The sequence below is a fragment of the Streptomyces cinereospinus genome, from assembly GCF_042430725.1.
GTDB classification, from domain to species: domain Bacteria; phylum Actinomycetota; class Actinomycetes; order Streptomycetales; family Streptomycetaceae; genus Streptomyces; species Streptomyces cinereospinus.
Genome location: NZ_JBHMCY010000099.1, coordinates 1 through 24,851 on the forward strand (window position 1 = coordinate 1; position 24,851 = coordinate 24,851).

Consider the following 24,851-nt stretch of genomic DNA (forward strand, 5'->3'; position numbering starts at 1 on the left):
CCGCCCACGCGCCGCCGCCGCGCACCGCGGACGGCCCGGCACCGCCGGCCGTCCCGCGCCCCCGCCACCCGTCCGGGCCGCTGCGGTCCGTGCGCCGCCTGGCCGCGCGGGCCGGGGTCTGGGGCACCGCCCTGCTCTCCCTCACCGCCACCGGCCTCGGCGTGTACGGCCTGACCGGCCTCGCCGGCGGCCCGGCCGGCTGCGCCCCGCCCCTCGAACTGCGCGTGCTGACCGACCCGGACCTGGAGGCGACGGTCGGCGCGGCGGCCGAGGCGTACCTGACGTCGGACGCGAACACCACCGCGGACGGCTGCCGGCGCAGCGGCATCACCGTCTACAGCGCGGGCTCCGCCACCGCGGTCACCGCGCTGCGCCGTGAGTCGGGCGCCTGGCACGAGCCCCGCGACGACGACCTCAACCCGCAGCGCGACGTCGGCCCCCAGCCCGACGTGTGGATCCCCGCCTCACGGGCCGACGCCGCCCGGGTCACCACCGGCCAGGACACCGACGCGCTGGCCCGCCTGGAGCCGGACGACCGGGCGCTGGCCTACTCCCCGGTCGTGCTCGCCGTGCCCGCGAAGCTCTCCGCCGCCGCCCTGGACGAGCGGGTCGGCGGCCCGCTGACCGGGATGCTCGACGCCCTGCGCGCCCGGTACGCCGGCGCCGAGGTGCGCCGCCCCGACCCGGAGTTCACCGATGCCGCGCTGCTCGCCACCATCGGCCTGTACGGCGCGGGCGCCGTGCCCGGCCGGGTGGAGCGGCAGCTCGCCCCGGGGCCGCCCGCCCCCACCGCCGCCGACCTGCTGTGCGCGCTGCCCGACGACGACGCCGCCGACCACCGCACCGCCGTCCTGGTGCCGGAGTTCCTGCTGCGCAGCGGCGTCGGCTGCGACCGCGCCACGCGCAGCCCGCGCACCGCCCAGTACCCCGGTGACGTACCCGGCCTGGAACCGGTCTTCGTCCGGGTCCGCTGGGAGGACGCCGACCGGGACCGGGCCGCGCGGGACGCGGCGGCCGCGGGCTTCCGGGCGTGGCTCGCCGGCCCGGGCGGACGGGCCGCCTTCGGCGCGGCCGGGTTCCGTGCCGCCACCGGCGAGCGGGCCCTGCTGGAACCGGACGCGGCCGCCGAGGGGGTGCTGCCCGACCCCTCGCTGCTCATCGAGGCCGCCGGGCGGGACGCGATGGAGACGGCGCTGCGCAGGTACCGCGACGCGCGCGGCCCCGGGCGGGTGCTGTTCCTGCTCGACAGCTCCGGTTCGATGGCCGGGCGGTGGCGGGGGCCGAGCGGCGGCCCGGGGCTGCTGAAGCAGTCGCTGGGCGGGCTCGGCGGGCGGGACGAGTACGGGGTGTGGGCGGTGGCGGACGGCGCCGGCGGCCGCCCGTACGAGACGGTGCTGCCCTTCGGTCCGCACGGCCGCCGCTCCGCCGAGGCCGCGATCGACGCCGGGGCCCGGGTCCGGGACGCCGAGGCCGACCCGTACGCCGCCCTGGTGGCCGCGGTGGACGACATGGCGGAGCGCGGTGCCGGCGACGACCGGCCCCGGCTGATCGTGCACCTCTCCGACGACGAGGACGCCGGCCGGCTGACCGGCGCCCGCCTCACCGACGTCCTGGGCCGCGCCCGGCGGGCGAACGTGCCGGTCACCATGGTGTCGCTGGAGAGCGGCGGCTGCGCGGCGGCCCGGCCGAACGCGCTGCTCGCGGCGGCGAGCGGCGGCCGCTGCCTGGACGCCGACGACGAACTCGGCACGGGCCTGAGCGCCGAGGTGGCCCGCACCGGAACGGGGGAGCAGTGACGGTCCGACGGCTCGCCGCCCTGCTGGTCCTGCTGCTGCTCGCCGCGTGCACCGGCGGCGGGGACGGCCCGGCGGCCGTGCCCACCGCGGACGTGCCCGGTGACATCGTGGTCGCCGGCGGACGCGACGTCACCGGCAGGAACGGCATCCGGCAGCAGCTGATCGACGCCTGGAACCGGCGGCAGGAGCAGGCCGGCACCGGCTACCGGGCCCGCCTGGTCGAGCTGCCCGGCAGCGCCGACGAACAGCGCAGCCAGCTGCTCGGCGCCCTGCAGTCCGGCAGCGCCGCCTACGACGTGGTCATCCTGGACGTCACCTGGGTGCCGGAGTTCGCCGCCGCCGGCCTGGTCCGCCCGCTGCCCGACGGGGTGCTCGACGCCGACGTGGTCGAGTCGGTCGCCGGCACGGCCCGGTGGGACGGGCGGGTCCACGCGGTGCCGTTCAACAGCGACGTCGGACTGCTCTACTACCGGCGCGACCACCTGCGCGACGGCGGCCTGCAACGCACCGAACTCGACGGCGGCCTCGACTGGCCGGAACTGGAGGCCATGGTCAACTCCCTGGACGAGAACCCGCCCGAGGGCTACGAGAAGGGCTGGACCACCCAGCTCGCCGCCTACGAGGGCCGCACCGTCAACGCCGTCGAGGCCTTCGCGTCGGCCGTGCCCGGCCTCGCGCTCACCGACGCCGACGGCCGCTACCGGGCCACCGTCGCGGAGCTGGCCGACGGGATCGCGGAGCTGCGCCGCCGCACCCAGGCGCCGTACCTGCTGCAGGACGCCGTCCACTCCGACGAGGCCGCGACCCTCGGCGACTTCGCGGAGGGCCGCACCGCGTTCCTGCGGCACTGGCCGTACGCCTACCGCACCCTGCACCAGACGCTCGGCCCGGACCGGCTGGGCGTCGCCCCGCTGCCGGGGCGGGCCGTCCTCGGCGGGCAGAACCTCGCGGTGACCGCGGCCTCGCCGCGGCCGGGCAAGGCGGTGGAGCTGATCAGGTACCTCACCGGCAGGGCGAGCGAGCGCTGTCTGCTGGACGCCGGGTTCGCGGCGACGCGGGTGTCGGCGTACACCGACGACGCCGTGCGCTGCACCGCGCCGGCCGCCTCGCCCGCCCCGTCCGGCGAGCCGGCCGACCGCATGCCGCGCGACGCCGCCGGCCGCCCCGCCTACGCCCGCCGCATCCTGCTCCCCGCCCTGCGGAACGCCGTGCAGCGCCCGCGCACCGCCCAGTACGGCGCCTTCACCCAGACCTTTACGGGCCGGCTGGGCGCCCTGTTCGGCGCCAGCCCGCCGACGGACGCCGCGCTGGCGCAGGGCCTGGACGCGGCGTTGCGGAAGGCGCTGCCGGGCTGACGGGCGACGCGGCGGGGAGCGGTCCGCGGGCCGGTTCGCCGAGGCCGACGCCTCGCCGGCCAAGGCCGCCGAGAGGTACCGCCGGCTCGAGATCCGCACCGAACTCGCCAACTGCCACTGGACGCGCGGCTACGTGCACGCCCGGAACGGCGACCTGGAGCACGCCGAGAGCGAACTGCGCGCCGCCCAGGACATGCTCTCCGCCCATCGCGCCGCCCTCTGCAGCAGCCAGGTCGCCGTCGGACTCGCCGACGAGGCGGCCTGGCGGTGCGTCCGGGCGACCAGGGCGGGGCCGCCGGCCTGCGGGGCGAGGGCGAGGGCGGACTCGGCGGCCCGGGCGGCGCGGGCGCGGGCGCCCCTCTCCATGTACGGGCCGATGGCGGCGGCGTACGGCAGGAGCAGCGCGTCCGGGTCGCGCAGTCCGCCGCGGACGCGGCCACGGACCTGATCACGGCGGCGAACGCCGGCCCGGCGGGGGCGACGGAGCCGGAACCGGCGCCGGCCGGCGTACGGACCCCGGAGCGGACGGGGCCCGGCGGGAGGCGGTAGCCGGTTTCGCCCGGCCGGGCACGGGTAGTCGGCCTGCGTTTTTGGGCGGGCCGGGGCGGGTGGTGCCGGGGCGTGCGACGCCCCCCACGTCGTCCGGGCAGGTCGTCGGAGGAGGGAGTCGCCGTGCGGCCCAGGGACGAACCGGAACGGGCGTGGGCCGCCGAGGCGATCGCCGACGGCGTCCGGGGCGCCGAACCGGGTGACATACCGCGCCGGCTGTGCCACGTCGCCGTCCGGCTGCTGCCGGTGGCCCGCGCGAGCGTGTCGCTGTGCAACGAGGGCCTGCCCGTACCGCTGAGCGCGAGCGACGACCGGGCCGCGTACCTGATGGAGGTCCAGGCCACCCTGGGCGAGGGCCCCTGCCTGCACGCCGCGCGCACCGGCGCGCCCGTGATCGCCGCCGACCTGACGGCCGGCCGGGACGCCGGCCGCTGGCCGGTCTTCGCCCAGCAGGCGACGGCCCTCGGGGTACGGGCGGTGTACGTGCTGCCGCTCGGCGACGCCGCGGGGTGCCTGGGCACCCTCGACCTCTACCGCGACACCCCCGGCGCGCTCACCCCCGGTGAGCTGCGCACCGCGTACCTGATGGCCGGCGTCATGACGGTCGCCCTGATGGCCCTGCCGACCGGCGAGGAGCACGGCGGCCACCCCCCGGAGACCCTCTGGCTCAGCGAACTGGCCACCGAGCACGACGAGGTCCACCAGGCCATCGGCATGGTCATGGCCCAGCTGGGCGTCGGCGCGGACGAGGCGCTGGCGCGGCTGCGCGGGCACGCCTTCGCGCGCGGCCTGACCGTGCTCGACGTGGCGCACGACGTGGTGGCGCACCGCGAGCGCTTCGAGCGCGACACCCCCTGAGCACCCCTCGCGGGGACCGGGGCGCCCGTGCCGGCGCGTGGCACCCGCCCGGTGGCTCACACCTGCGCCCGCCCCTGCTTGCGCACCTCCGCCAGCCGCTTGGCCCCCAGCTCCGCCACGGCCTGGGTGACCTCCGTGTAGACGTCCGCGAGTCCGCCGTTGGTGACCGTGAACGCGTCCTGGCCGACCCGCACCGCGGCGGCGTCGACGGTGAGGGTGACGGGCTGCCCGGCCTCCTCACGGGTGAGCGTGACCCGCAGGCCCTGCCGCGCGTCGCCGAACTCCGGCAGCCGGGAGTCGGCGACCTGCACGGTCTGCACCGCCCCGCGCGCGGTGGTCGCGGTGAACTGCCGGCACTTCTGCGGCAGGGTCCGCAGCCAGGCCAGCGCGCGGTCCACGTCCGCGGGCCGCTGGGCCGACACCTGGTAGCGCAGCTGGGCGTCGGCGTACCCGTCGTCCAGTCCGACGACGGCACGGGCGGGGGCGCCGAGCAGCTCGTCGCTGTACAGCGCGTCCAGCAGCCGCTGGCAGTCGGGCAGCGCCACCGGCGCGGACGCCTTGAGGAACCCGTCCCGCCAGGTCGCCACGCCCTGCGTGGGCGTCCACGGGTCGCCGAGGTCGGCCTCGGTGACCAGGGCCGCCTCGGCCTGGCCGGCGGTGAGGGCGGACGGTGCCGTGCGGGACGCGGCGGAACCGCCGGGCGAGCCGGAGGAGGGCCCCGGGGTGGCCGCGTAGCGCGCGACGTCGTCGGCGAGCCCGGAGCAGGCGCCGACGGCGGACAACACCCCCGCCGACAGCAGGGAGACGGCGAGGAAGCGGGCGGACGGGCGCGGGGTCATCGGGGTGCCTCCGGGGGGAACTGCCGACGGGGATGCGTCCAAGGGATCACCCCGGCCGCCGGGGCACCAGCACGCCGGGCCGTACGGGGCCGGGGGTCGGGCCGGACGGGTGAGCCCGTCCGGGCCCGGCCCCCGGCCCCTCGGCGGGGGCGATCCGCGCGTAGGGTCGCTGGCGTAGGCAGGGGTCGAACCCGCCCGGTGAAAGGAGCTCCGCGTGAACGGCCGGCCCATCCCGGTGATCATCGACTGCGACACCGGCGTCGACGACGCCCTGGCCCTGCTGTTCGCCGTCCGGCACCCGGCGATCGACCTGCGCGCGGTCACCTGCGTCGCCGGGAACACCGATGTGGACGGCGTGGTGCGCAACACGCTCACCGTGCTGGAACAGGCGGGCGCCGGTGACGTGCCCGTCGCCCGGGGCGCCGCCCGGCCGCTGATCGAGGCGCCGCGGTCCGCCCGGCACGTGCACGGGCACGACGGTATGGGCGACCTGGGGCTGCCCGCCCCGGCCCGCTCGCCGGCGGACGTGGACGCCGTGACGCTGCTGCGCCGGGAGATCCTCGCCGCCCCGCGGCCGGTGACCCTCGTCCCGACCGCCCCGCTCACCAACATCGCCCTGCTGCTGCGCACCCACCCGGAGGTCACCGCCCGCATCGAGCGGATCGTCTTCATGGGCGGTGCGGTGGCCGTCGGGAACGCCACGCCCGTCGCCGAGTTCAACGTCTGGCACGACCCGGAGGCCGCCGCGATCCTGCTCACCGCGGGCGTGCCGATCACCATGTACGGGCTCGACGTCTTCACCCGGGTCGTCGTGCCGGCCTCCGACGTGCGGCGGCTGCGGGCCAGCTCCGAGCCGGGCGCGCGGCTCGGCGGCGAGCTGCTGGCCCACCGGGGTCCGGGCACCGGGGAGGACCCGGCCGGCGGGCTCGGCGACGCCGGCGCGGTCTGCGCGGTCGCCGATCCGGCGGGGCTGACCACCCGCGCGCTGCCGGTGGAGGTCTCGCTGGCGCCGGGGCCGGCCCGGGGCCAGACCGTCGTCGACCTGCGGCCGCGGCCCGGCGAGTCGGAGATCCACGGCGAGGCGCGGGAACAGCCGCTGGTCGACGTGGCGCTGGACGTCGACGAGGAGCGCTACGTGAAGCTGTGGCTGACCACCGTGGAGGGCTGAACGCGGACCGGACCGCGCGGATGCGCCGGTGCCGGTCCGGGCCTTCACTGGAGGAAGGACCAGGACGGCTCCGCCCGGGCCCGGGCGGAGCGCGGCAGCTGGAGGCGACATGGCCGGTGCCCGGAGGCGGTGGGCGGTCGCGGCGGCGCTGGCGGGTGCCGTGGCCGCCGGTGCGGTGGGGTGCGGGGGCGGTGCGGACGGGCCGGGGGCGCAGGCCAGCAGGGCCGCCTCGGCCGTCGAGTCGGCCGCCTCGCGGGTCCCCGAGGCGTGGGCGTCCGCCACGGCGGAGGTGGAACGCAGGTTCGGCGAGATCGAGGGGGGCGTGGCCGCCGAGCGGGACGTGACGCTCGGCGATCCGGTGCGGCGGGACGGGCGGACCACCGTCGAGGTCACCGTGCGCAACACCACCGACACGGCCAAGTCCTTCCTGGTGCAGGTCGGCTTCGACGACCCGGACGGCACCTTCCGGGACACCGTCGCGGTGACCGTGCGGGACGTGCCCGCGGGCGGCACCGGGAAGGGCACGGCCCGCAGTACCCACGAGCTGCCCGCCGAGGTGCGGGTGACGGCGGAGCGGGCGGTGCGGTACTGACACCGGCCCGGCGCGGCGGACGGGCGCACCCGCCCCGCGGGACCCCGCGGGGCACCGGACGCGGGCCGGGGCGGCCCGCGCGACGAGGCGGCGGCGGTGACCGGGACAGCGCGGCCGGCGGACCCGGCGACCACCACCCGCTCGCCTCGACCGAGCACGACCACGAGCCGGCCGTCGTGGCCCGAGGAGCGGGCGCGGGCCGCGGCGGCGCCCCTACTCCGGGCCGGTGACCTCCACGCAGGCCGGGCGCAGCAGCTGGTCGCCGACCCGGTAGCCGGGGCGCAGCACCGCCGTGCAGACGGGGCCGGGACAGCGGGCGCGCACGTGATGGGCGAGCGCCTCGTGGCGGCACGGGTCGAAGGGGTCGCCCACCTCCCCGAACGCCACCAGCCCCAGCGCCCCGGCCTGTTCCCGGAGCGTCGCGGCGATCTCCCGCAGCCCCGGTGTCATCGGCTCGTGCGCGCAGGCCCGGTCCACCGCGTCCAGCACCGGCAGCAGCCCGCGCAGCACGTTGGCCACCGCGATCTCCCGGACGGCGAGCCGGTCCCGCCGCACCCGCTTGCGGTAGTTGTCGTACTCGGCCTTCACCCGTTGCAGGTCGGCGGTGCGCTCGGCCAGCTCCGCCCGGGTGCCGCCGCCGAAGGCCTGGCTCCTGCCCATCCCGGCCACCTCCTCGCCCGTGCGCGTGCCCCCGAGCCCTGGGTAAGCCGGGCGCCGCGGCTTGTCAAGGGGAGGACAGCGCGGGGGCGGGGGGAGACGGGCGGGCAGGACGGGCGGGTCAGCGGCCCAGCCAGACCGTAGTGTCCGGTCCCAGCCGCCCGTCCGGCTCCAGCGGGGCGCTGGACAGCAGCGGATCGCCGGGAGGCAGCGGCACGGGCCGCCCGGAGAGGTTGGCCAGGCAGCGCCAGCCGTCGGAGCGGGCGAAGAGCAGCACGCCGGGCGGGGTGTCGTCGGCCCAGGTCAGCGACTCCCCCTCCAGCAGCTTGCGGCGCAGCCGCAGGGCCGTGCGGTACAGCTCCAGGGTGGAGCCCTCGACCCCGTCCTGCGCCTCGACGGCGTACGACGCGAAGCCCGGCGGTTGCGGCAGCCACGCGCCGCCCGCGCCGAAGCCGTACGACGGACCGCTCGTCGTCCACGGCAGCGGCACCCGGCAGCCGTCCCGGCCCTTGCGGACGTGCCCCGTCTGCTCCCAGATGGGGTCCTGGAGCACGGCGGTGGGCAGGTCGGCGACCTCGGGCAGACCGAGCTCCTCGCCCTGGTAGACGTACGACGATCCGGGCAGCGCCAGCATCAGCAGCGTGGCGGCGCGGGCCCGGCGCAGGCCGGCCGCCGGGTCGACGGCGGGCGCCGTGCCGCCGGACAGCAGCCAGGCGTCGGTGTCCGTGCCGGGCGGCAGCATCAGCCGGGTGGCGTGGCGGACGACGTCGTGGTTGGAGAGCACCCAGGTGGCGGAGGCGCCGGCCGCGTGGGCGGTGGCGAGCGAGGCGGTGATGACCTCGCGGAGCTCCTCGGCGTCCCAACCGGCTTGCAGGTACTCGAAGTTGAAGGCCTGGCCGAGTTCGTCGGGGCGGGCGTACAGCGCCCGGCGGGCGCCCGGGACCCAGGCCTCGGCGACCGCCATGCGGGGCGGGGAGTAGGCGTCGAGGATCTTGCGCCAGTCGCGGTAGATCTCGTGCACCTCGTCACGGTCGAAGAAGGGGTGGCTGCCCGGCGGCAGGGTCGCGAGGGCGGACTCGTCGCTCAGCTCGGGGGCGCCGAGGTCGCGGAGGGGTTCGGCGAGGTCCTTGGCGAGGGCGTGCGCGACATCGACGCGGAAGCCGTCGACGCCCCGGTCCGACCAGAAGCGCAGGGTGGTGCGGAAGTCGGCGCGGACCTCCTCGTTCTCCCAGTTGAGGTCGGGCTGCTGGGGGGCGAACAGGTGCAGGTACCACTGGCCGTCCGGAACGCGGCGCCAGGCGCTGCCGCCGAAGACGGACTGCCAGTCGGTGGGCGGCAGTTCGCCCCGGGTGCCGCGGCCGTCGCGGAAGACGTACCGGTCGCGGGCGGCCGAGCCGGGGCCGGCGCTCAGCGCCTCCTGGAACCACACGTGCTGGTGGGAGCTGTGGTTGGGGACGAGGTCGACGATCACCTTCAGGCCCAGGCGGTGCGCCTCGGCGACCATGGCGTCGAAGTCGTCCAGGGTGCCCAGGCGCGGGTCGACGTCGCGGTAGTCGGCCACGTCGTAGCCGCCGTCGGCCAGTTCGGAAGGGTAGAAGGGGCTGAGCCAGAGGGCGTCGACACCGAGGGCGGCGAGGTGGGTGAGGCGGTGGGCGATGCCCCGCAGGTCGCCGAGCCCGTCACCGTCGGCGTCGGCGAAGCTGCGGGGATAGACCTGGTAGATGACGGCCTGGCGCCACCAGTCGGGGCTCTGGGGGGAGAGGTCGGGAGTGGTCACTCGGGCTCCTCCTGGGGTCGGGCTGCTGGGTGAGCTGTCCGCACCGCGAGCGGTGCGCTCTGCGCCGGACGATACGAGGACTTTGTCCACATCCCCGGAAAGGTGAACCCCCGCGTGTGGGGGCGCGTGGGTCGAAACCCCGGACGGCGGGCCGCCCGCCCGGCCCCTCCTCGCGCGTACGCCCGCCCCGGCAGGCCGCCCGGGCACCGCTTTCCCTCTCTCACGGGTGCTCACGAGGTCCCGGGCGCCGGGCGCGTGGGGTGCGCCGGTACGGCGGCGGCCGGGACGGCGTGGGCTGTCCGGTCGATGCCGTCCCCGGGCGGGGCGCGAAGACGCGGAACCGATGACCGGTCAGCACCACCGCGACCGCGTGCGCCGGCACCGCGCTCACTGCTGTCGCCGTCCGCCGGCACCGCGCTCGCTGCCGGCACCGCGCTCGCTGCTGGCACCGCGCTCGCTGCTGGCACCGTCCGCCGGCACCGCGCTCGCTGCCGGCACCGCGCTCACCGCTGGCACCGCGCTCGCTGCTGTCGCCGTGCGCCGGCACCGCGCTCGCTGCCGACACCGCGCTCGCTGCTGTCGCCGTCCGCCGGCACCGCGCTCACCGCCGTCGCCGTCGCCGTCGTCGGCGCCGCCGCCTCTGCCCGGCCACCACCGACGCCGTCGACCCCACCGTGCGGGACGCCAACCGGCGCAAGGCCGTGCCGGGCGGCGAACCGGGTGCCCGCACGGTCACGGTGCCCCCGCACGGCCTGATCACCGCCCCGTGGCACCACCCGGCGGAAGGCCCCGGCCGCCACACCGGGTGCCTTCCGCCCCGCGGGCACCGTTTCCTCCGCACCGCCTGCGCGTTGGTCCCTGCGTGCACTGAGCGATGCCCAGCGGACACGGCCGCCGAGCCGTTCGTCTCCCGTGGGCAGACGAACGGAGAATGCTGTGCTAATGACCGACCTTCAGCGCTGCGGGATCCGCCCCGGGCGGCTCGTGGAGTGGACACTGCATCCGGCGGCCGTCGACGCCGCCGCCGCGCTGCCGGACGACACCCGGCCGCCCGCGTACGTCCAGGAGTCGCACGTGCGCACCGCGCGCACCGTGCGCGAGGGCGGCCTGTCGGTGCCGACCTGGCTCGGCGTGGCGTTCGACATCCCGGGCCGGGCCGACCTCGACGCCCTCCAGCAGGCCCTGCGGGCCTGGACCCTGCGGCACGAGACGCTGCGCAGCGGCTTCCGCTGGACCGGCGACGACCTGCGGCGCTTCACGCTCGACGCGGACGCGGTCGTCCTGCACCGCGAGAAGCGGGGCGCCTTCGGCGACGCGGTGAAGCTGACCCGGTACCTCCAGGACCGGTTCGACGCCGTGGCGAACGCGCTCAGCTGGCCCAACTTCATCTACGCCGCGGTCGTCCGGGACGAGGCAGCCAGCGTCTACCTGGCGTTCGACCACAGCAACGTCGACGCGTACTCCCTGCACCGCCTCCCCGCCGAGATCCACGAGCTGTACGCCGCGTCCCGCGCGGGCCGCCGCCTCGCCGCGCCCCCCGTCGCCAGTTACGTCGACTTCTGCGCCCAGGAACGCACCGAGGCCGACCGGCTCGACGACACCCACGACATCGTCGCCCGCTGGCGGGAGTTCATCGCGCGGTGCGACGGCCGGCTGCCCGGCTTTCCCGTCGACCTGGGCCTCGATCCCGACGGACCGCTGCCCGTGCAGGGGCTGCTTCAGGAGATGCTCGTCGGCGCCGCCGAGGCGGCCGCCTTCGAGGCGTACTGCCGGCCGTACGGCGGCAGCCTGGTCGGCCTGCTCGCCGCCACCGCGCTCATCGTCCACGAGATCGGCGGCCGCCCGGTCTACCGCACCGTCGTGCCCTTCCACACCCGCGTCCGCTCCCAGTGGTCGGACTCCGTCGGCTGGTACGTCGGCGGTGCCCCGGTCGAGGTCCCGGTGGCCCGGGCGCCCGACTTCGACAGCGCCCTGCGCATGGTCCGCGCCTCTCTGCGCGCCAACCGCCCGCTGTCCCGCCAGCCCATCGCCCGCGTCCTGAAACTGCTCGGCGCCGACTTCCGCCCCACCTCCCCCGACCTGTACTCGATCGTCTCCTTCGTCGACACCCGCGCCACCACCGGCTCCGAACGCTGGCAGGACCTGCGGGCGTGCGGCCTGATCCGGGTCTCCTACGGCGACCAGGTCTGCGTCTGGCTGACCCGCCTACACGAGGGCCTGCAACTCGCCAGCCGCTACCCGGACACCGACGTCGCGCGCAAGAACATGCGGCTGTTCGCCGAGCGCCTGCGCGAGCACGTCGTCGCCGTGGCCCGGGAGGCCCTCGTCGCCGGCCACCCCGGCGTACGCCTCACGCCCCACGGGTAGGGGACCGGTGTGACGGTCCCGGGGGAGCAAGGGCTGGACGCGGCGCGGGTCGCCGAGGTCATCGTCGGCGGGGTGCGGGGGCGCCCCGGCCGGCGCGGATCCGGATACCGGGTGACCGGCGGCTGCGTGCTGACGGCGGCCCACGTCGTCGCGCCCCCGGCCGGCCCGGTGCGGGTGCGCTTCGACGCCGACCGGGCCGGGGAGTGGAGCGCCGACGCCCGTGTGGCCTTGCGCGAGGAGGCCGCCGACCTCGCCCTGCTGGAGCTGACCGGCGTGCCGCCCGGCCTGCCCGCCGTCGCCCCGCCCCGCTACGCCGCCGTCCCGGACGCCGACGTGGAACTGCCCTTCAGCGCCATGGGCTTCCCCCGCTTCAAGCTCCGCGAGGACACCGCGCGGCCCCTGGACGACGGTTCGCCCGGCCGGTACCGCGACGCGTGCCACGTCCGGGGCACCGTCTCCGTCCTGTCCAACCGCCGCGAGGGCACGCTCGAACTGGCCGTCCCCGTCCCTCCGGCCGACGTGGAACCGCAACGCTCGCCGTGGGAGGGCATGTCCGGCGCGGCGGTGTGGTGCGGCGGCGCGGTGATCGGCGTCGTGAGCGTGCACCACCGCGCCGACGGACTGGGCCGGCTCGCCGCCCGCCGGGTGGAGCGCTGGTACGACGTGCTGTCCCCGGCCGCGCTGGAGCGGTGCGGGCGGCTCGCCGCGGTGCCCCCGCCCGGCGGCCTCGGCCCCACCGACGGCACGCCCGCCGCCCGGCCGGTCACCCCGCTGACCGGGCTGCCCGGCGACTTGCCCCTGCGCGACCTGGTCGAACTGGTCGACGCCCTCACCGCGCTGCCCCTGCTGCGCGGCGGGAACGGCATGGCGCTGCTCCTGGACAGCGTCAGCGACCGCGTCGCCGCCCACAGCCCCCGCGACCCCCGGCTGCGGATGGACGTCTACGGCGTCCTGCGCACCTGCCTGCGCTACCCGGGCACCCTCGACCAGCTCCTGGAGGCGGTACGGCTGCTGGAGGGGCCGTCACCGGAAGTGGAACGGGTCGACCGGGCCGCCGCCCGGCTGGCCGGACGCCACCGCTGACGCGATCCGGCGAGGCGGCCGGGATGTGGGGTTCCGACTTGTGGTCCGCTGGGTCATGATGGTTGGGAGCCGACAGCGCTGACTCATAGGCACGGGAGGGGACTTGGCAGCCGTGGAGCGAACGATGCCTGCCGTCGAATCTTGTCTCGTCGATCTGTCCGGGGTCTCCCTGCACGCGCTGCGCTCCATGGACGGCCCCGACTTCACCGTGTCGCTGGAGCGGCTGCTGCACCATGTCGACGCCCCGCAGGACATCACGGCCGGGGGCGGCTTCAACAACTCCCGGCGCGACGACCCGGCGCTGTGACCGGGGTGCGGTGGGGCGTTCGTGGCCGCTGACGCCGCGACGAGGCCGGCTCAGCTGCCCTTCCACCGGCTTCCGGCGGCCGCGGTCGAGGCGCTCGCCCGCGGCGAGGGCGACGACGCGGTGCTGGAGGCGCTTGCCGGCGCGGAGCGCAGCCGCCGCCTGCTGCTGCTGAGGGCCCTGGACAACGCGCTCGGCGGGGACGGCACCGCGCCGCCGGTGCCGCACGCGGACGCCTGGGCACTGCTGGAGCGCGTCCAGCGGGCGGCGCCCGAGGTGTTCGAGGACGTGCTGATGTCCCCCGGCACCGGGATGTGGGCCTCCCTCGCGGTGCGCGCGGCCCGGGGGCGGTCAACGGGCCAGAGCGACGCGCCCGGCTGGGTGGTCACCGGGCATCTGTCCGCGCTGGCCGCCGCCGCGGCGGCACGGGCCGGACTGGAGTTCTCGATCACCGTGCCGGTGCGGCACGGCAGGGTGCCGCTGCCCACGCTGGGCTGCGCGGTCCTGCCGGAGCGGGAGCCGTGGAGCACCGCCCGGGTGACGGGAGGCGCGGGCCGGCTGCGGGTCACCGGGGCGGGCGGGGGCGTCGAGGTCGCGCCCGGGCGGGCCGCGCGGGGCGCGGGGTGGCTGCCGGTGCGGCGGCTGACGCTGGAGGCCGGCGGGCCGCCGAAGACCCTGGTGCTGGAGGAGCTGGACCCGTACCGGACCTTCCCCGTGCCCAGCGAGCCCCGGCCGATGGCCAAGGCGGAGGCGGCGGCCTGGCCGGACCTGCTCACCGACGCCTGGCGGATCGTGCGGCGCGCCGATCCGGTGACCGCCGGGGCGATGCGGCGCGGGCTGCTGTCGGTGGCCCCCACCTCGGCGAGAGAAAGGTTTCGGCCGTACAGCTGCACCGCGGCGGCCGCGTTCGGCGGGGTCGTCGCCTCGCTCCCGGACGACGCCGTCCAGCTCGCCGCGACCCTGGTGCACGAGTTCCAGCACATCAAGCTGGGCGCCCTGATCAACCTCGGCCCGCTCACCGAGCCGCCGCCCGACCCCGGCCCGCCGGAGGAGCTCTTCTACGCCCCCTGGCGCGACGACCCCCGCCCCCTGGAGGGCCTGCTCCAGGGCATCTACGCCTTCTTCGGCGTCGCCCGCTTCTGGCGCGCCCACCGCCGCACGGCCGACGCGGCGTACGTCCCGCTCGCCCACTTCGAGTTCGCGCTGTGGCGCGCGCAGGTGTGGTCGGTGCTGACCGAGGCGCACGGCCACCGGCTGCTCACCCCGCTGGGCCGGCACCTGCTGGAGCGGCTGCGGGAGCGGTGCGCGCGGTGGCTGACGGAGGAGGTGCCCGCCACCGAACTCCGCCTGGCCGGCTGGGCCGCGGCCGACCACCTCGCCCGCTGGCGCGCCCACCACCTGCGCCCGCCGGCCGCGGCCGTCGAGGAGGCGGTGCGCGACTGGCGGCGCGGCGCCGCACGGCCGCCGTCCGCGCTGGCCGCCGAGCCGTCCCTGGTCCCCGACCCCGGGGCCGGCTTCCTGGACACCGCGGCCGTCCTGGCCCGCCACCACCTCACCGGCCCCGGCCCGGACGGGGCCCGGCCGCGGCCGGCCGGGACCGTCGAGGGCGCCGGCCCCGCCGACACCCTGCTGATCACGGGTCACCACGAGGCCGCCCGGGACGCCTACGCCGCCCTGCTGACCGCCGCGGAGCCCCCGGTCGCCGCCTGGGCGGGCCTGGGCCGGGCGCTCGGCTCGGACCCCGCCCACCGGCCGGCGGCCCGGCTGCTGCTGCGCCACCCGGAACGCGCCCGGGCCGTCCAGGACGCCCTGCTCGCCACGGCGGGCGGCGCCGCCGACCCGGTCCGGCTGGCCCAGTGGCTGGGGCAGGACCCGGACGGCCGGTGAGACGCCCGGCGAGACGCCCGGTGAGGGTGCCCGTGGAAGGCCCGGCGAGGTGACCGGCGAGGTGACCGGCGAGACGGCCGGGGCCGGCTACAGCGGCAGCGGATCGATGTCGCAGTTCGCCCGCTGACCGGCCCGGAACTGATCCGTCGCCGGGTGGCCCGAGCCCGACGCGAACTCCAGGTGCGGGGCGTCGAGGACCTGGATCATCCGCTCCAGGGTGTCCTCGCGCAGCGCGGCGGCCTGGGTGTCGGCGCCGACCGAGGCGAGGTCCAGCGACAGGTTGCCCGCGCACATCAGCGTGGTGGGGTGGTCCTCGCCGAAGGAGGACCGGCACAGGGCCAGGGTGTCCTCGCCGCGGCGGCGGGCCTCCTCGTGCAGGCCGAGGGCGGCCAGGTCGCTGGCCAGGTTGATGGCGCAGATCAGGGCGAGCGGGTGGCCCGCGCCGAGCCGGTCGGCGAGCGAGGCGAGGGCCGTCTCGTCCAGGCGGCGGGCCTCCTCCGGCCGGCCCAGCAGGCGCAGCGTGACGGCCAGGTCGACGTCGGCGGAGAGCACGTGCGGGTGGTGCTGGTCGTAGATCTGCCGGTAGCCCTCGCAGGCCTTCAGGCCGCGCGTGCGGGCCGCCTGGAGGTCGCCGTTCTGCCGCAGCGCCACCGACAGGGTCAGGGCGGCGGCCAGCGACTGGGGGTGGGTGTCGCCGTAGCGGCGGGTGAACTGCGCGTGCGCCTCGGTGGCCAGTTCCCGCGCGCGCAGGTGGTCGCCCTCCTTGCGGTAGGCCTCGCTCAGCTGGCGCATGGTCTCGACCGTCGTGGGGTTCCCGTGTCCGAAGACGTCCCGGCAGGCGATCAGCACCGGCTCCTGGAGGGAGCGCGCCCCGACGTAGTCACCGGTCTCCCGGACGTCGATGGCGACGCTGTTCTCGGTGATCAGGGTGCGCCGGTCCTCGCGGCCGAACAGCCGCATCTTGAGCGCCAGCGTCCGCTTGTCGAGCTCCAGGGCCTGCCGGAAGTCACCCGCGAGGCGCAGGCTCACACCGTAGTTGTGGGCGACGTTGAGGGTGGTCGGGTCCTCCTCGCCGAAGGCCTGGTGGGCGCGCTCGTAGGCGATGCGGTCCAGCTCGGCGCCGGTGGCGAAACGGCCCTCGACCCGGCGGACGGCGGCCTCCATCTGGAGTGCCTCCAGGGCCTCCTCGCGGAAGTCCTCCTGGCCGGCGGGGGCGGTGCGCTCGTACACCTCCCGCAGGTGCCCCACCAGCCGGGCCGCGTCGTCGAACCGGCCCACCACCCAGTACATGAAGCACACCCACCGCCCCATGAGCAGGGTCTGCTGGTCCTCCTCGCCGAACTGGGTCAGCCAGGCCTCCCAGGCCCGCTCGGAGAAGTCGACCGACACGTCGTGGTCGCCCCAGTAGAACAGGTACCGCGCGATGTTGTGGACCAGGTGGCGCACCCACGGCTGGCTGGATCTGATCGCGTCGGAGGCGATGACGTGGCTGTACAGCTCCGCGTAGCGGGGCCAGCTGGCCGGGCTCTCCGGGGTTTTGGGGTCGGCGGCGGCCAGCAGGGTGTGCGCGCCGTCGCGCATGCGCGTCTGTTCCTCCGGGGACATGCGGTTGTTCAGCACGAGCTGCACCAGGCGGTGCATCTCGATGGAGTTCGTCCGGTGGTCGATGCGGGCCAGGGAGTAGCGGTTGACCTCCCTGATCGCCCGGGCCAGGCGCATCGGGTCGTTCAGCGCCGCGTCCAGCTCGGGGAAGATGCTGCTGTTGCCCAGGCCGGAGAAGATCGACCGGGAGATCGGGTCGGGCGCGAAGTAGGAGCACAGCTGGAGCAGCCGCAGGGCGGCCGGGCTGCGGGTCTCCAGGTGGTCCAGGGAGACGTTCCAGGCGGCGGCGACCGGCAGCTGGTAGTCCGGCGGCGGGGCCACCTCCAGCAGTTCCATGCGCTTGTTCTCGAACAGCCGCAGGTACTCCGAGGCGGGCATGCCGGTCTCCGCCCGCCAGGCCGCGGCCTGCTCCAGGGCCAGCGGCAGGTCGCCGAGCGCCTCGGCCAGCGCGTCCGCCTCCTCCTCCCGCAGCGGCGGGCCGGAGCGGCGCAGCAGCTCCTTGCTCTCCTCGCGGGTGAACACGTCCACTTCCAGGGAGCCGCCGACCTGGCCCCAGCGCCGGTTGCGGGAGGTGACCAGGATGGTGCCGTTGCCGCCCTGCGGGAAGTAGTGGCGGACCTGCTCGGGGTTGTCGGCGTTGTCGAAGATCAGCAGCCAGCGGGCGTACGGCCGTCCCTCGCGCAGCGCTTCCCGTACCGCGGGTCCGGCGATGTTGGCCTCGGTGGTGGTCACCAGGCCGAGCCGCTGGGCCAGCTCCACCAGCGCCTGCCCGATCTGGCCGGGCCGCTCGGCGGGGATCCACCACACGATGTCGTACTCGGACTGGTGGCGGTAGGCGTACTCGATGGCCAGCTGGGTCTTGCCGACGCCGCCCATGCCGTGGATCGCCTCGGGCAGCACGGTGGTGGTGCCCTCGCGCAGCCGCTGGTCGAGCAGTTCCAGCAGCTCGGTGCGCCCGGTGAAGTTCGGGTTGCGCGGCGGCAGGTTCCCCCAGACCCGCGGCTGTGTCGTGCGGTCGCCCGTCTCCACGGTCCGCTGGGGTGTTGTCATCTGCGAGGCTCCTTCGGAGGCGGTCCGGGGTTCGGGGCCGGTGGCGGCTCCGGCGGCCGCGGGGGCCGAAGCGGACGGTACCGGTCCCGTCACGGCACGTCGTGGTTTCTCCAGGCTGACCGCGTAACGCCGATCGTGCCAGCTCAGTACCTGCGCCAGCATGGCGGCGCGCTGGTCGTGGCGGCCCGACAGGGCGCGCAGGGCGGTCAGCTCGATCCGCAGGAAGGCGATGTTGCGGCTGCCGGCGTGCGGCATCGCCAGGGTGTCCAGCGGCTCGGTGGGCGGCGGCAGCAGGGGACGGGCCAGGTCGTCGGCGGCGAACAGGGCGCGCACCTCGCGCAGCACCCGGGCGGTGGCGGTGCGCCGGCCGAGGGCGAGCAGCTCCTCGCGGATGTCGGGGGCGAAGGTGAACACCACGTCCGCGGGCCCCTCGCCGTGCTCCCACGTGGGCCGCACCAGACCGCTGATGAGCAGCTCCGAGACGTGGACCGGCCCGGCGTCCGGGGTGATGGCGGCGATCCTGCGGATGGCGGGCAGGCTCAGCGGCGCCGCGGCCAGCCGGGTCGCCAGGGCGAACCCGGTGGGGCTGGCGACGGCCCGGAAGTCGGAGATCCGTTCGGCGGCGGGCAGGGTGCTCAGCGGGTCGGGCAGTTCCTCCGCCCAGGGCAGCGCCCGGGCGGCGTCGGGCCGGCGCTTCCACTCGCGGGCCTGGATGGCGGCCAGATCCAGCCATTCGGACCGCGGCCCGGACACCAGCCGGGTGAGCGCCGCCGCCCACCGCCCGGTCAGCGCCAGTACGGGGACGACCACGGCGGAGCCGTCCCGCTCGGCGCCGGACTCGTCGGTCTCCCGCAGCCCGGCCGGGGATTCACGCTCCTCCCAGTCCCAGGCGCTGTTGGCGGCCCAGCCGTGCGGAGCCCGGATCCGCACCCGGTACACGTCCAGCCCGGTGCGGAACCACAGCCGCTGCGGCAGCAGGTGCGCCACGGCGACCGGGCTGGTCCGCGCCCAGTCGCGCAGCAGCGGCTGGACGGCGCCGAGCCGCCAGCCGGCCGCGAGTCCGTCGGTCAGCACCAGCACCACGCGCCGGGTGTGCTCCGGGGCCGGGCCGAGGGGTTCGTCCGGGCTGACCCGGGCCGGGTCGGTCTCGTCGGTGCCGAGCAGCCGCACCACCCGGACGCGGGCGAAGGCGCCCGTCCGTTCGAGTTCCTCGACCAGGTCGTCGCGGATCGTCTCGTACCACACCCGCATGGTGGGGTGGGTGTCGATGACCAGGACCGCTTCCGCGGGTTCGGGCCCGCCCGGCTGCCGCCCGAGCCGGCTCAGGACATGGGCGGCCTCACGGCGTGCCCGTGCGGACTCTCCCGGTCGCCGGCCATCGTCATCATGCATGCGTGCCCTCAAGGCGTCGTAGTGACGACGAGCTGGTGGCCGAGGACCGCGTTCCCCCGGCACGCGGGACGGCCACGGGCAAAGACTCGCAGCGGTTCCGCTCGTGAAGCAAGTGCGCACGGGGGGTCGCGCCGGGTGTACGCGAAAGCATGACGGAAGCAGTGGGGCTGACCTGGAACACAGCCGGGCGGATACGCGCACGCTCGTTCAATTCGGGTCACCCTTCGGCTCGCGGGCGGGCGGTCCGTGCACCTCTGGCCCGGCCGGCCGGGCACCGCGCGCATGGTCGGGTCCGGGAGGCACGGGCCGGCGTTCCGGGTCGTCGAGCAGGATCGCCAGGTGGCGTCCCACGTGGTTGTCCCACCCCTCGGGCCCCAGGGCCAGCGCCTCCTTGCGCCATCTTCCGGTCCGCTCCAGCAGACCGGCCAGCCCGCGGTCCTGCACGATGTCGGCGACGGCCTCCTTGAAGGCCGGGTCGGAGCAGTCGCCGCGGTGCCAGATCATGGCCGGAACGCCCGCCCGCAGGCCGGCGAGGTACTCCTGGCGGCCGGTGGGCGAGTCGCCGCCCGGCGGCTCGCTGAGCACCAGGCAGACGGCGTGCTCGTCCTCCTTCAGCTCCCGCTCCAGGTGGAAGTGGGAGTGGCCCGGACGGTTCCGGTACGAGTGGGTGTCGGCCGGGCGTTCCTTGAAGTGCCGCCACTTGTTGTGCCAGGGCCGGTGCCAGGCCGCCCGGCGCAGCCGCTCGAAGCTGCGCACCAGGACGGCGTAGTCCAGCACCAGCGGGGTCGGGGAGGAGGAGTCGGACTCCTTGTGCCACCACTCGACGGGCTCGCCGAGCAGTTCCCACGGGAGGATGAACTCCAGCACCACCGGCTGGCGCAGGTCCGACCAGCGCTCCTCCGTCTGCTCGATGAGCTGTTCGACCTCGGAGGGCAGTTCGTCGCGGTGCAGGTGCAGGGTCTCGCCGGGGACCGGATGCCAGCCCTCCGCGTCCGACTGCCGCCAGTGCGAGAGGTAGTAGCGGTCGCGGTCCACGCCGTCCGGCTCGAACTGGATCATCAGGTACGCCGGCATCAGCGAGGACGCCACCGGTTCGGCCACGCCGCCGCGCTGCCACTGGGCCATCTGGTCCTCCAGGCCCCAGCCGAGGGCCTGCCGGCGGTTCCAGCGGCGCAGCCGCTCGGCCGCGTCCACCCGGCCGTCCTCCACCAGCTGGTCGGCGGCCAGGGACACGAACGCCATGCTCACCGGCAGTTCCTTCGCCGCCGCGTTGTCGCCGGCCAGCCGCAGGAACACGGTCCAGCCCGTGTCGCACCACGGCGGCAGCTCCTGGGTGCGGGAACGGCTCGCCCGGCGGGCCATCGCCGCCAGCGCGGACGCGGAGCGGATCTCCTCCAGCAGCGGCCGCAGCGGATGCAGATCGGCCCAGTCGAAGAAGTCGACGGCCTCCCACTCGTCCACCAGCCGGCGCAGCGCCGTGACGGCGGCCGACTGCTGCTCGACGTAGCCCAGGCAGCGCACCAGGCAGGGCAGCCCGTCCGGGACCTCCGCGCACGTCTCCACCAGGTGCAGCAGCCAGGGCCGTAACGCCTCGCCGCGCAACGGCTCCACCGGCGCGCCGAGTTCCTGGCCCAGCATGGTCACCAGCAGGTCCGCGCTGCTCGTGTGCCGCAGGGTGGCCGACTCCTGCAACACGTCGACGACACCGGCCACCAGCTCGTTGCGGACCCGTGCAGGGCTGCGCCCTTCCACCCCCGTGACCTCCCGACCGCCCACCAGTCCCGCCCGCGTTCACACCGACAGTGCCGACCAGCGTACGGCCAGTCGTCCCCCCACGTCAGGGGGTCGCATCGAGCGTCCTGCGACTCACCGTTCCCCGTCCGCCTCGTCGCCCGAGACCAGCACGTCGTGACGGGTGCCGTCCGGGTCGACGAGCTTCGGTTGCAGGGTCAGGCAGATGCGGTGCGTCCGCGTGGCCTCGACCCGCCCCTCCCCCTGGGCCTCCACCACCCAGAACCGCACCTTCCCCCCGGCCCCGCCCGTCCGCCCCACGGCGACGGTCGCCTCGATCTCCACCGGCCCCAACTCGAACCGCACCGGCCCTGCACCGCCACCGGCCAGCGCGACATTGAGTTCCTGCCTCAACTCGCGGATCATCTCGGCTAGTTCGACCATAAGGGGGATCCTAGCGGCGGGCGGCCGGAACCGGACCGTCCCGCGGGCCGCGGGGGTGGCCGGCGTACGGACGGGACGCGTCCGGGCGTCCACAGGGTGTTGACGGGGGGTGGGGTGGGGCCGCCCGGGGGCCGCCCCGCCCCGGGAGGCCTGCTCGGGGAGGCCGGTGGCCAGGGAGGCCTGCTCGGGGAGGCCGGTGGCCAGGGCGCACTAGGCCCGGTGCACCTCCAGTGCCGCCCGTACGGCCGACTCCAGGGCCCCCTCGATCCAGGAGGGCTTCACCGAGGTGTGGTCGCCGGCGAAGTGCAGCGGGCCCTCGGGGGCGCGGATCGCGGCGAGCAGTTCGGTGTGCTGGCCGGGGAGCAGCACGGAGGCCTCGCCGTAGGCGTAGGGGTCGCGCAGCCAGCTCTGGGTGCGGCCGGCGCCGGTGTAGAAGACCTCGACGCGCCGGCCGTAGACCTGCTGCACGCCGCGCAGGGCGTGCGGGTAGCGGGCGTCGTCGTCGAAGGAGTCCCAGCGGGAGGCGTCGTCGGCCCAGCTGTAGGAGGCGAGGACGACGCCGCCCGCGCTGCCGGGCACGGGGTGGGACGGGTTGATCAGGAAGCGGTTGGCGTTGTCCGAGACCGAGCCGCCGCCGATGATGCCCGCGGCCTCGGGCTGGTCGCGGGTGGCCCAGCGGTTGGCGGCGTAGTGGACGCGCTGGCCCGGGGTGATGTGTCCGGGCGGCACCGAGGGGTGGGCGCCGAGCAGGCTGCCGTCGGCGGGCGCCCGGCCCTGCCGGTACTCCTCGTACAGCCCGGGCCGCACCGCGTCGAGCTCGCGCTTCCAGTCGTCCTCGACGAACTCCCACCACCGGCGGCTGAATTCGAGCAGCACCTTGGTCGCGCTGTCGTAGTGCAGCTCGGCGACGGCACGCCGCTTGCCGTACGACATCAGCGGCCTGACCTGCATCTGCCGCAGCCCGGAGAACGGCACCGTGACGATCGCGAGGTCGCCGGTGAACTCCTCGCGCACCACGGTGCCGTCCCGCCCCTCGGACACCGTGTCGATCCACACGTGCGGGCCGCCGGGGCGGACGTGGGCCAGGTCGCCCGGCCGGTCCGGGTCCCAGCACTCGATGTGCGTGGCCCGCCGGTCCGTCCGCAGCACGTCGGCCACCTCCCGCAGCAGCGCGTCCGGCAGTGTCGCCGTACCGCCGGCCAGCTCCCAGAACTCGGTGTCGGGGCTGATCAGCGACTGGCTGATGAAGCTGTGGACGAACGACAGCGGCAGCCGCGAGGTCAGGTTCTCCAGGGTGCCGACGAGGTCGACGGTGCGCTCGTCGAACCCGGCGTGCTCGGTCAGGAACCGGTACATCGACCAGTCGCCGAACCGCTGGATCACCCGGGCCCAGCCCGCCACCCGCTCCGGCAGGGGCTTGTCGACCCGCCGGCCGTCCGGCCCGGCCGTGCTGAACTCGTCGCGCACGGGGTCCAGGGCGGTCCGCAGGATGGCCGACGAGGGCGTGTCCCAGTACGCGCGGGGCACCCCGAAGGACCGGTTGACCTTGCGGGGGGATCGCGCGTACTCGGCGCGGCGCACCCGGACGCCGTTGACGTGCAGCCAGGCGCGGTTGACCGGCCTGCCCCCGCCGTCGACGTCGACGAGGTGGAAGCGCCGCTTCTCCAGGCCGAACCGGTCGATGAGCGCCATCACCAGCGGGTGGCTGCCGGGGATGCGCATCGCCCCGGCCTCGGCGTACTGCCGGGGGTCGGCGAACGGCTGGGCCGCGTTCTCGTGACCGCCGGTGCGGAACGTCTTGATCCGGCCGCCCACCCGGTTGCCGTTGGCCTCCAGCAGGGTGACCCGGTGCCCGGCCCGCTTCAGCAGCCAGGCGGCCACCAGCCCGGCCGGGCCCGCGCCGACCACCAGCACCTCCTTGGCGTCCTTGGTCCGCGCGCGGGGCAGCCCGTCGGCGAGGATCGCGCGGTACGCCGGCACCAGGGGCTCGTCGTGCTCGTCGACGACCAGCAGCGCGCGGGCCACGGCCAGGCAGGTGTCCCAGTCGGCGGTGGATCCGGGCGGGCAGGGGGCGGCCGGGGCGTGCGGGCCGGCGGCCGGGGCCGCGGCGGCCGGGCCCGCGGCGGTCAGCCCCAGCGCGGCCGCGGTCGCGGCCGTCCCCGCGGCGGCCGTGAACTCCCGCCGGGAGACGGCACGGTGGGAGACGGGACGGTGGGGGACGGGAAGCACGGGGCTCGTGGTGGCCGAGGGCGTGGCGGTGGCCGGGGTGGTCGCGCTGGCCGTGGTGGCCGTGGTGGCCGTGGTGGCCGGGGTGGTCGTGGTGCGGTGGTCATCCATACGCCCCTGGATACGGGGGACGGCACCCGCCCGGCGGCGTGATCGGCGCCGACCACCGGAACGTGGGAGCGCCCCCGGGGCTCGTCCGCCGGCCGGCGCCCGCCTGAGCGGGCGGCGCACTCCCGCGCGCCCGGCGGGCACGGCCACCGCTGCCCGCCGGGAGGTTTGCGCGCTGAGCGAGAGGCTCAGCGCGGGGTCAGCAAGGCCGCCTCACAGGCCGAACTCCTGGGGGGACAGGCCGAGGACCGAGCACGCCTCCCGCAGCACCTGCTCCTCGGCCGGTGCGACGTAGCCGTCCGCGCCCGCGATGACGAAACCGGTCTGCACGACCGCCCGGGCCTCGGCCGGCTTCTTCGCCGCCTTGGCGATCTCCTGGAGCACCTGCGTCCTGCCCTGCGGGAAGTCGAACGCCAGTTGGTCCACGTGCTGGTTGAAGCGCTGCCGCAGCTGCTCCGGCGGGAAGTTCTGCAGAACGTCGTTGCTCAGGATCAACGACTCCACGTGCTGGCGCTCGGTGGGGTCGACGTGTCCGTCGGCGGCCGCGACGAGGGCGCACATGGCCATGCTGGCGTCCCGGAAGGCGCCGCTCTTCAGCTCGGCCTTCAGGGAGGTGAGCTGCGACTTGAGCACACCCACCAGCTGCGCCCTGGAGCCGCCGGAGGATCCGTGACCGGACCGGCCGTGCGCGCCGGGGGCACCGAGCGCGCCCTGGCCGCCGTGCCCGCCGGTGCCGCGGGCACCCTGGGCCTGCTGCTGCAAGGTCTTGGCCTGGTCCTTGATCCGATCCCACATCGCCATGCGTGCCACCTCGGCTTCAGCCGTGTCGTTCCGATCGCCGGCGTGCGTGCGCACCCCGTCCTCCTGGCAACGCCTGCCCGTTCCCCCGAGTTCCATCGACAGGAGTGCCCGCCCCTTTCGGCGTCATTCCACTCATCACGTAGTCACATGATGACGGCGCAGCGGCTACCGCAGGGTGGCGCCCTGCCGGGGGATGAGCCGGGGCGGCACGGCGCGGTCGCGCGGCGGCGCGGCCGGCCCGGCGGCGTCCCGGGCGTCCGGGCCG

Annotated in this window: 17 protein-coding genes and 2 pseudogenes; 10 read left to right on the top strand and 9 right to left on the bottom strand. The window is 76.2% G+C overall.

Going from position 1 to position 24,851, the window contains the following annotated elements; all coding sequences use genetic code 11:
* The 3 genes and pseudogenes from ACFF45_RS32475 to ACFF45_RS32485 form a co-directional block, all read left to right on the top strand.
* Positions 1–1,796, top strand: a 1,796-nt coding sequence (locus tag ACFF45_RS32475) for a vWA domain-containing protein (protein ID WP_381350493.1), incomplete at its 5' end; no start/stop codon positions are given.
* A complete protein-coding gene (locus tag ACFF45_RS32480) occupies positions 1,793–3,151 on the top strand; it encodes an extracellular solute-binding protein (RefSeq protein ID WP_381350494.1) in 1,359 nt (452 codons plus the stop codon). The genes ACFF45_RS32475 and ACFF45_RS32480, both read left to right, overlap by 4 nt.
* A gap of 28 nt (positions 3,152–3,179) precedes the next feature.
* Positions 3,180–3,404: pseudogene (locus tag ACFF45_RS32485) on the top strand (transcriptional regulator); the annotation flags it as partial.
* 2 nt (positions 3,405–3,406) lie between these two features.
* Here ACFF45_RS32485 and ACFF45_RS32490 read toward each other — a convergent pair.
* Positions 3,407–3,580: pseudogene (locus tag ACFF45_RS32490) on the bottom strand (transcriptional regulator); the annotation flags it as partial.
* 243 nt (positions 3,581–3,823) lie between these two features.
* Between ACFF45_RS32490 and ACFF45_RS32495 the strand changes: the two are divergent.
* Positions 3,824–4,558, top strand: coding sequence for a GAF and ANTAR domain-containing protein (locus ACFF45_RS32495; protein ID WP_381350496.1), 735 nt, complete (start codon positions 3,824–3,826; stop codon positions 4,556–4,558).
* Between the two features lie 56 nt (positions 4,559–4,614).
* On the opposite strand, the gene ACFF45_RS32500 is transcribed toward ACFF45_RS32495, so the two are convergent.
* Positions 4,615–5,397: a hypothetical protein gene (locus ACFF45_RS32500; RefSeq protein WP_381350497.1), complete on the bottom strand. Its 783-nt coding sequence runs from the start codon at positions 5,395–5,397 to the stop codon at positions 4,615–4,617.
* Between the two features lie 214 nt (positions 5,398–5,611).
* Here ACFF45_RS32500 and ACFF45_RS32505 point away from each other — a divergent pair, with 214 nt between their 5' ends.
* The gene (locus ACFF45_RS32505; RefSeq protein WP_381350498.1) at positions 5,612–6,565 is read left to right on the top strand and encodes a nucleoside hydrolase; all 954 of its coding nucleotides are present in this window, start codon (positions 5,612–5,614) and stop codon (positions 6,563–6,565) included.
* A gap of 109 nt (positions 6,566–6,674) precedes the next feature.
* Entirely contained in the window at positions 6,675–7,157 is a 483-nt protein-coding gene (locus tag ACFF45_RS32510; RefSeq protein WP_381350500.1) for a hypothetical protein, read from the top strand.
* Between the two features lie 213 nt (positions 7,158–7,370).
* Here the strand turns inward: ACFF45_RS32510 and grpE are convergent, their stop codons facing one another.
* Complete coding sequence (gene grpE / locus ACFF45_RS32515) at positions 7,371–7,817, bottom strand: nucleotide exchange factor GrpE (protein WP_381350501.1); 447 nt, start codon at positions 7,815–7,817, stop codon at positions 7,371–7,373.
* Positions 7,818–7,935: 118 nt separating this feature from the next.
* The gene (locus ACFF45_RS32520; protein ID WP_381350502.1) at positions 7,936–9,591 is read right to left on the bottom strand and encodes a glycoside hydrolase family 13 protein; all 1,656 of its coding nucleotides are present in this window, start codon (positions 9,589–9,591) and stop codon (positions 7,936–7,938) included.
* Positions 9,592–10,533: 942 nt separating this feature from the next.
* Between ACFF45_RS32520 and ACFF45_RS32525 the strand changes: the two genes are divergently transcribed.
* The 4 genes from ACFF45_RS32525 to ACFF45_RS32540 all read left to right on the top strand — a co-directional run bounded on the left by ACFF45_RS32525 (position 10,534) and on the right by ACFF45_RS32540 (position 15,232).
* On the top strand, positions 10,534–11,958 hold the full coding sequence (locus ACFF45_RS32525; protein WP_381350503.1) for a condensation domain-containing protein: 1,425 nt from the start codon (positions 10,534–10,536) through the stop codon (positions 11,956–11,958).
* Positions 11,959–11,967: 9 nt separating this feature from the next.
* Entirely contained in the window at positions 11,968–13,041 is a 1,074-nt protein-coding gene (locus tag ACFF45_RS32530; protein WP_381350505.1) for an effector-associated domain 2-containing protein, read from the top strand.
* A 124-nt stretch (positions 13,042–13,165) separates the two neighbouring features.
* Entirely contained in the window at positions 13,166–13,348 is a 183-nt protein-coding gene (locus ACFF45_RS32535; protein ID WP_381350507.1) for an FxSxx-COOH-like cyclophane-containing RiPP peptide, read from the top strand.
* Positions 13,349–13,369: 21 nt separating this feature from the next.
* Positions 13,370–15,232, top strand: a complete 1,863-nt coding sequence (locus tag ACFF45_RS32540) for an HEXXH motif domain-containing protein (RefSeq protein ID WP_381350509.1) — start codon at positions 13,370–13,372, stop codon at positions 15,230–15,232.
* Positions 15,233–15,319: 87 nt separating this feature from the next.
* Here ACFF45_RS32540 and fxsT read toward each other — a convergent pair whose 3' ends face one another.
* The 5 genes from fxsT to ACFF45_RS32565 all read right to left on the bottom strand — a co-directional run bounded on the left by fxsT (position 15,320) and on the right by ACFF45_RS32565 (position 24,586).
* Positions 15,320–19,276: an FxSxx-COOH system tetratricopeptide repeat protein gene (fxsT, locus tag ACFF45_RS32545; protein ID WP_381350510.1), complete on the bottom strand. Its 3,957-nt coding sequence runs from the start codon at positions 19,274–19,276 to the stop codon at positions 15,320–15,322.
* A 207-nt stretch (positions 19,277–19,483) separates the two neighbouring features.
* Complete coding sequence (locus tag ACFF45_RS32550) at positions 19,484–21,028, bottom strand: VMAP-C domain-containing protein (protein WP_381350511.1); 1,545 nt, start codon at positions 21,026–21,028, stop codon at positions 19,484–19,486.
* Between the two features lie 114 nt (positions 21,029–21,142).
* Positions 21,143–21,451 carry a trypco2 family protein gene (locus tag ACFF45_RS32555; RefSeq protein WP_381350513.1) on the bottom strand — a complete coding sequence of 103 codons (309 nt, stop codon included), beginning with the start codon at positions 21,449–21,451 and terminating at the stop codon, positions 21,143–21,145.
* A 210-nt stretch (positions 21,452–21,661) separates the two neighbouring features.
* Complete coding sequence (gene lgoX, locus ACFF45_RS32560) at positions 21,662–23,788, bottom strand: L-glutamate oxidase LgoX (RefSeq protein WP_381350514.1); 2,127 nt, start codon at positions 23,786–23,788, stop codon at positions 21,662–21,664.
* A 210-nt stretch (positions 23,789–23,998) separates the two neighbouring features.
* A complete protein-coding gene (locus tag ACFF45_RS32565; protein WP_381350516.1) occupies positions 23,999–24,586 on the bottom strand; it encodes a tellurite resistance TerB family protein in 588 nt (195 codons plus the stop codon).
* Between the last annotated feature and the right edge of the window lie 265 nt (positions 24,587–24,851).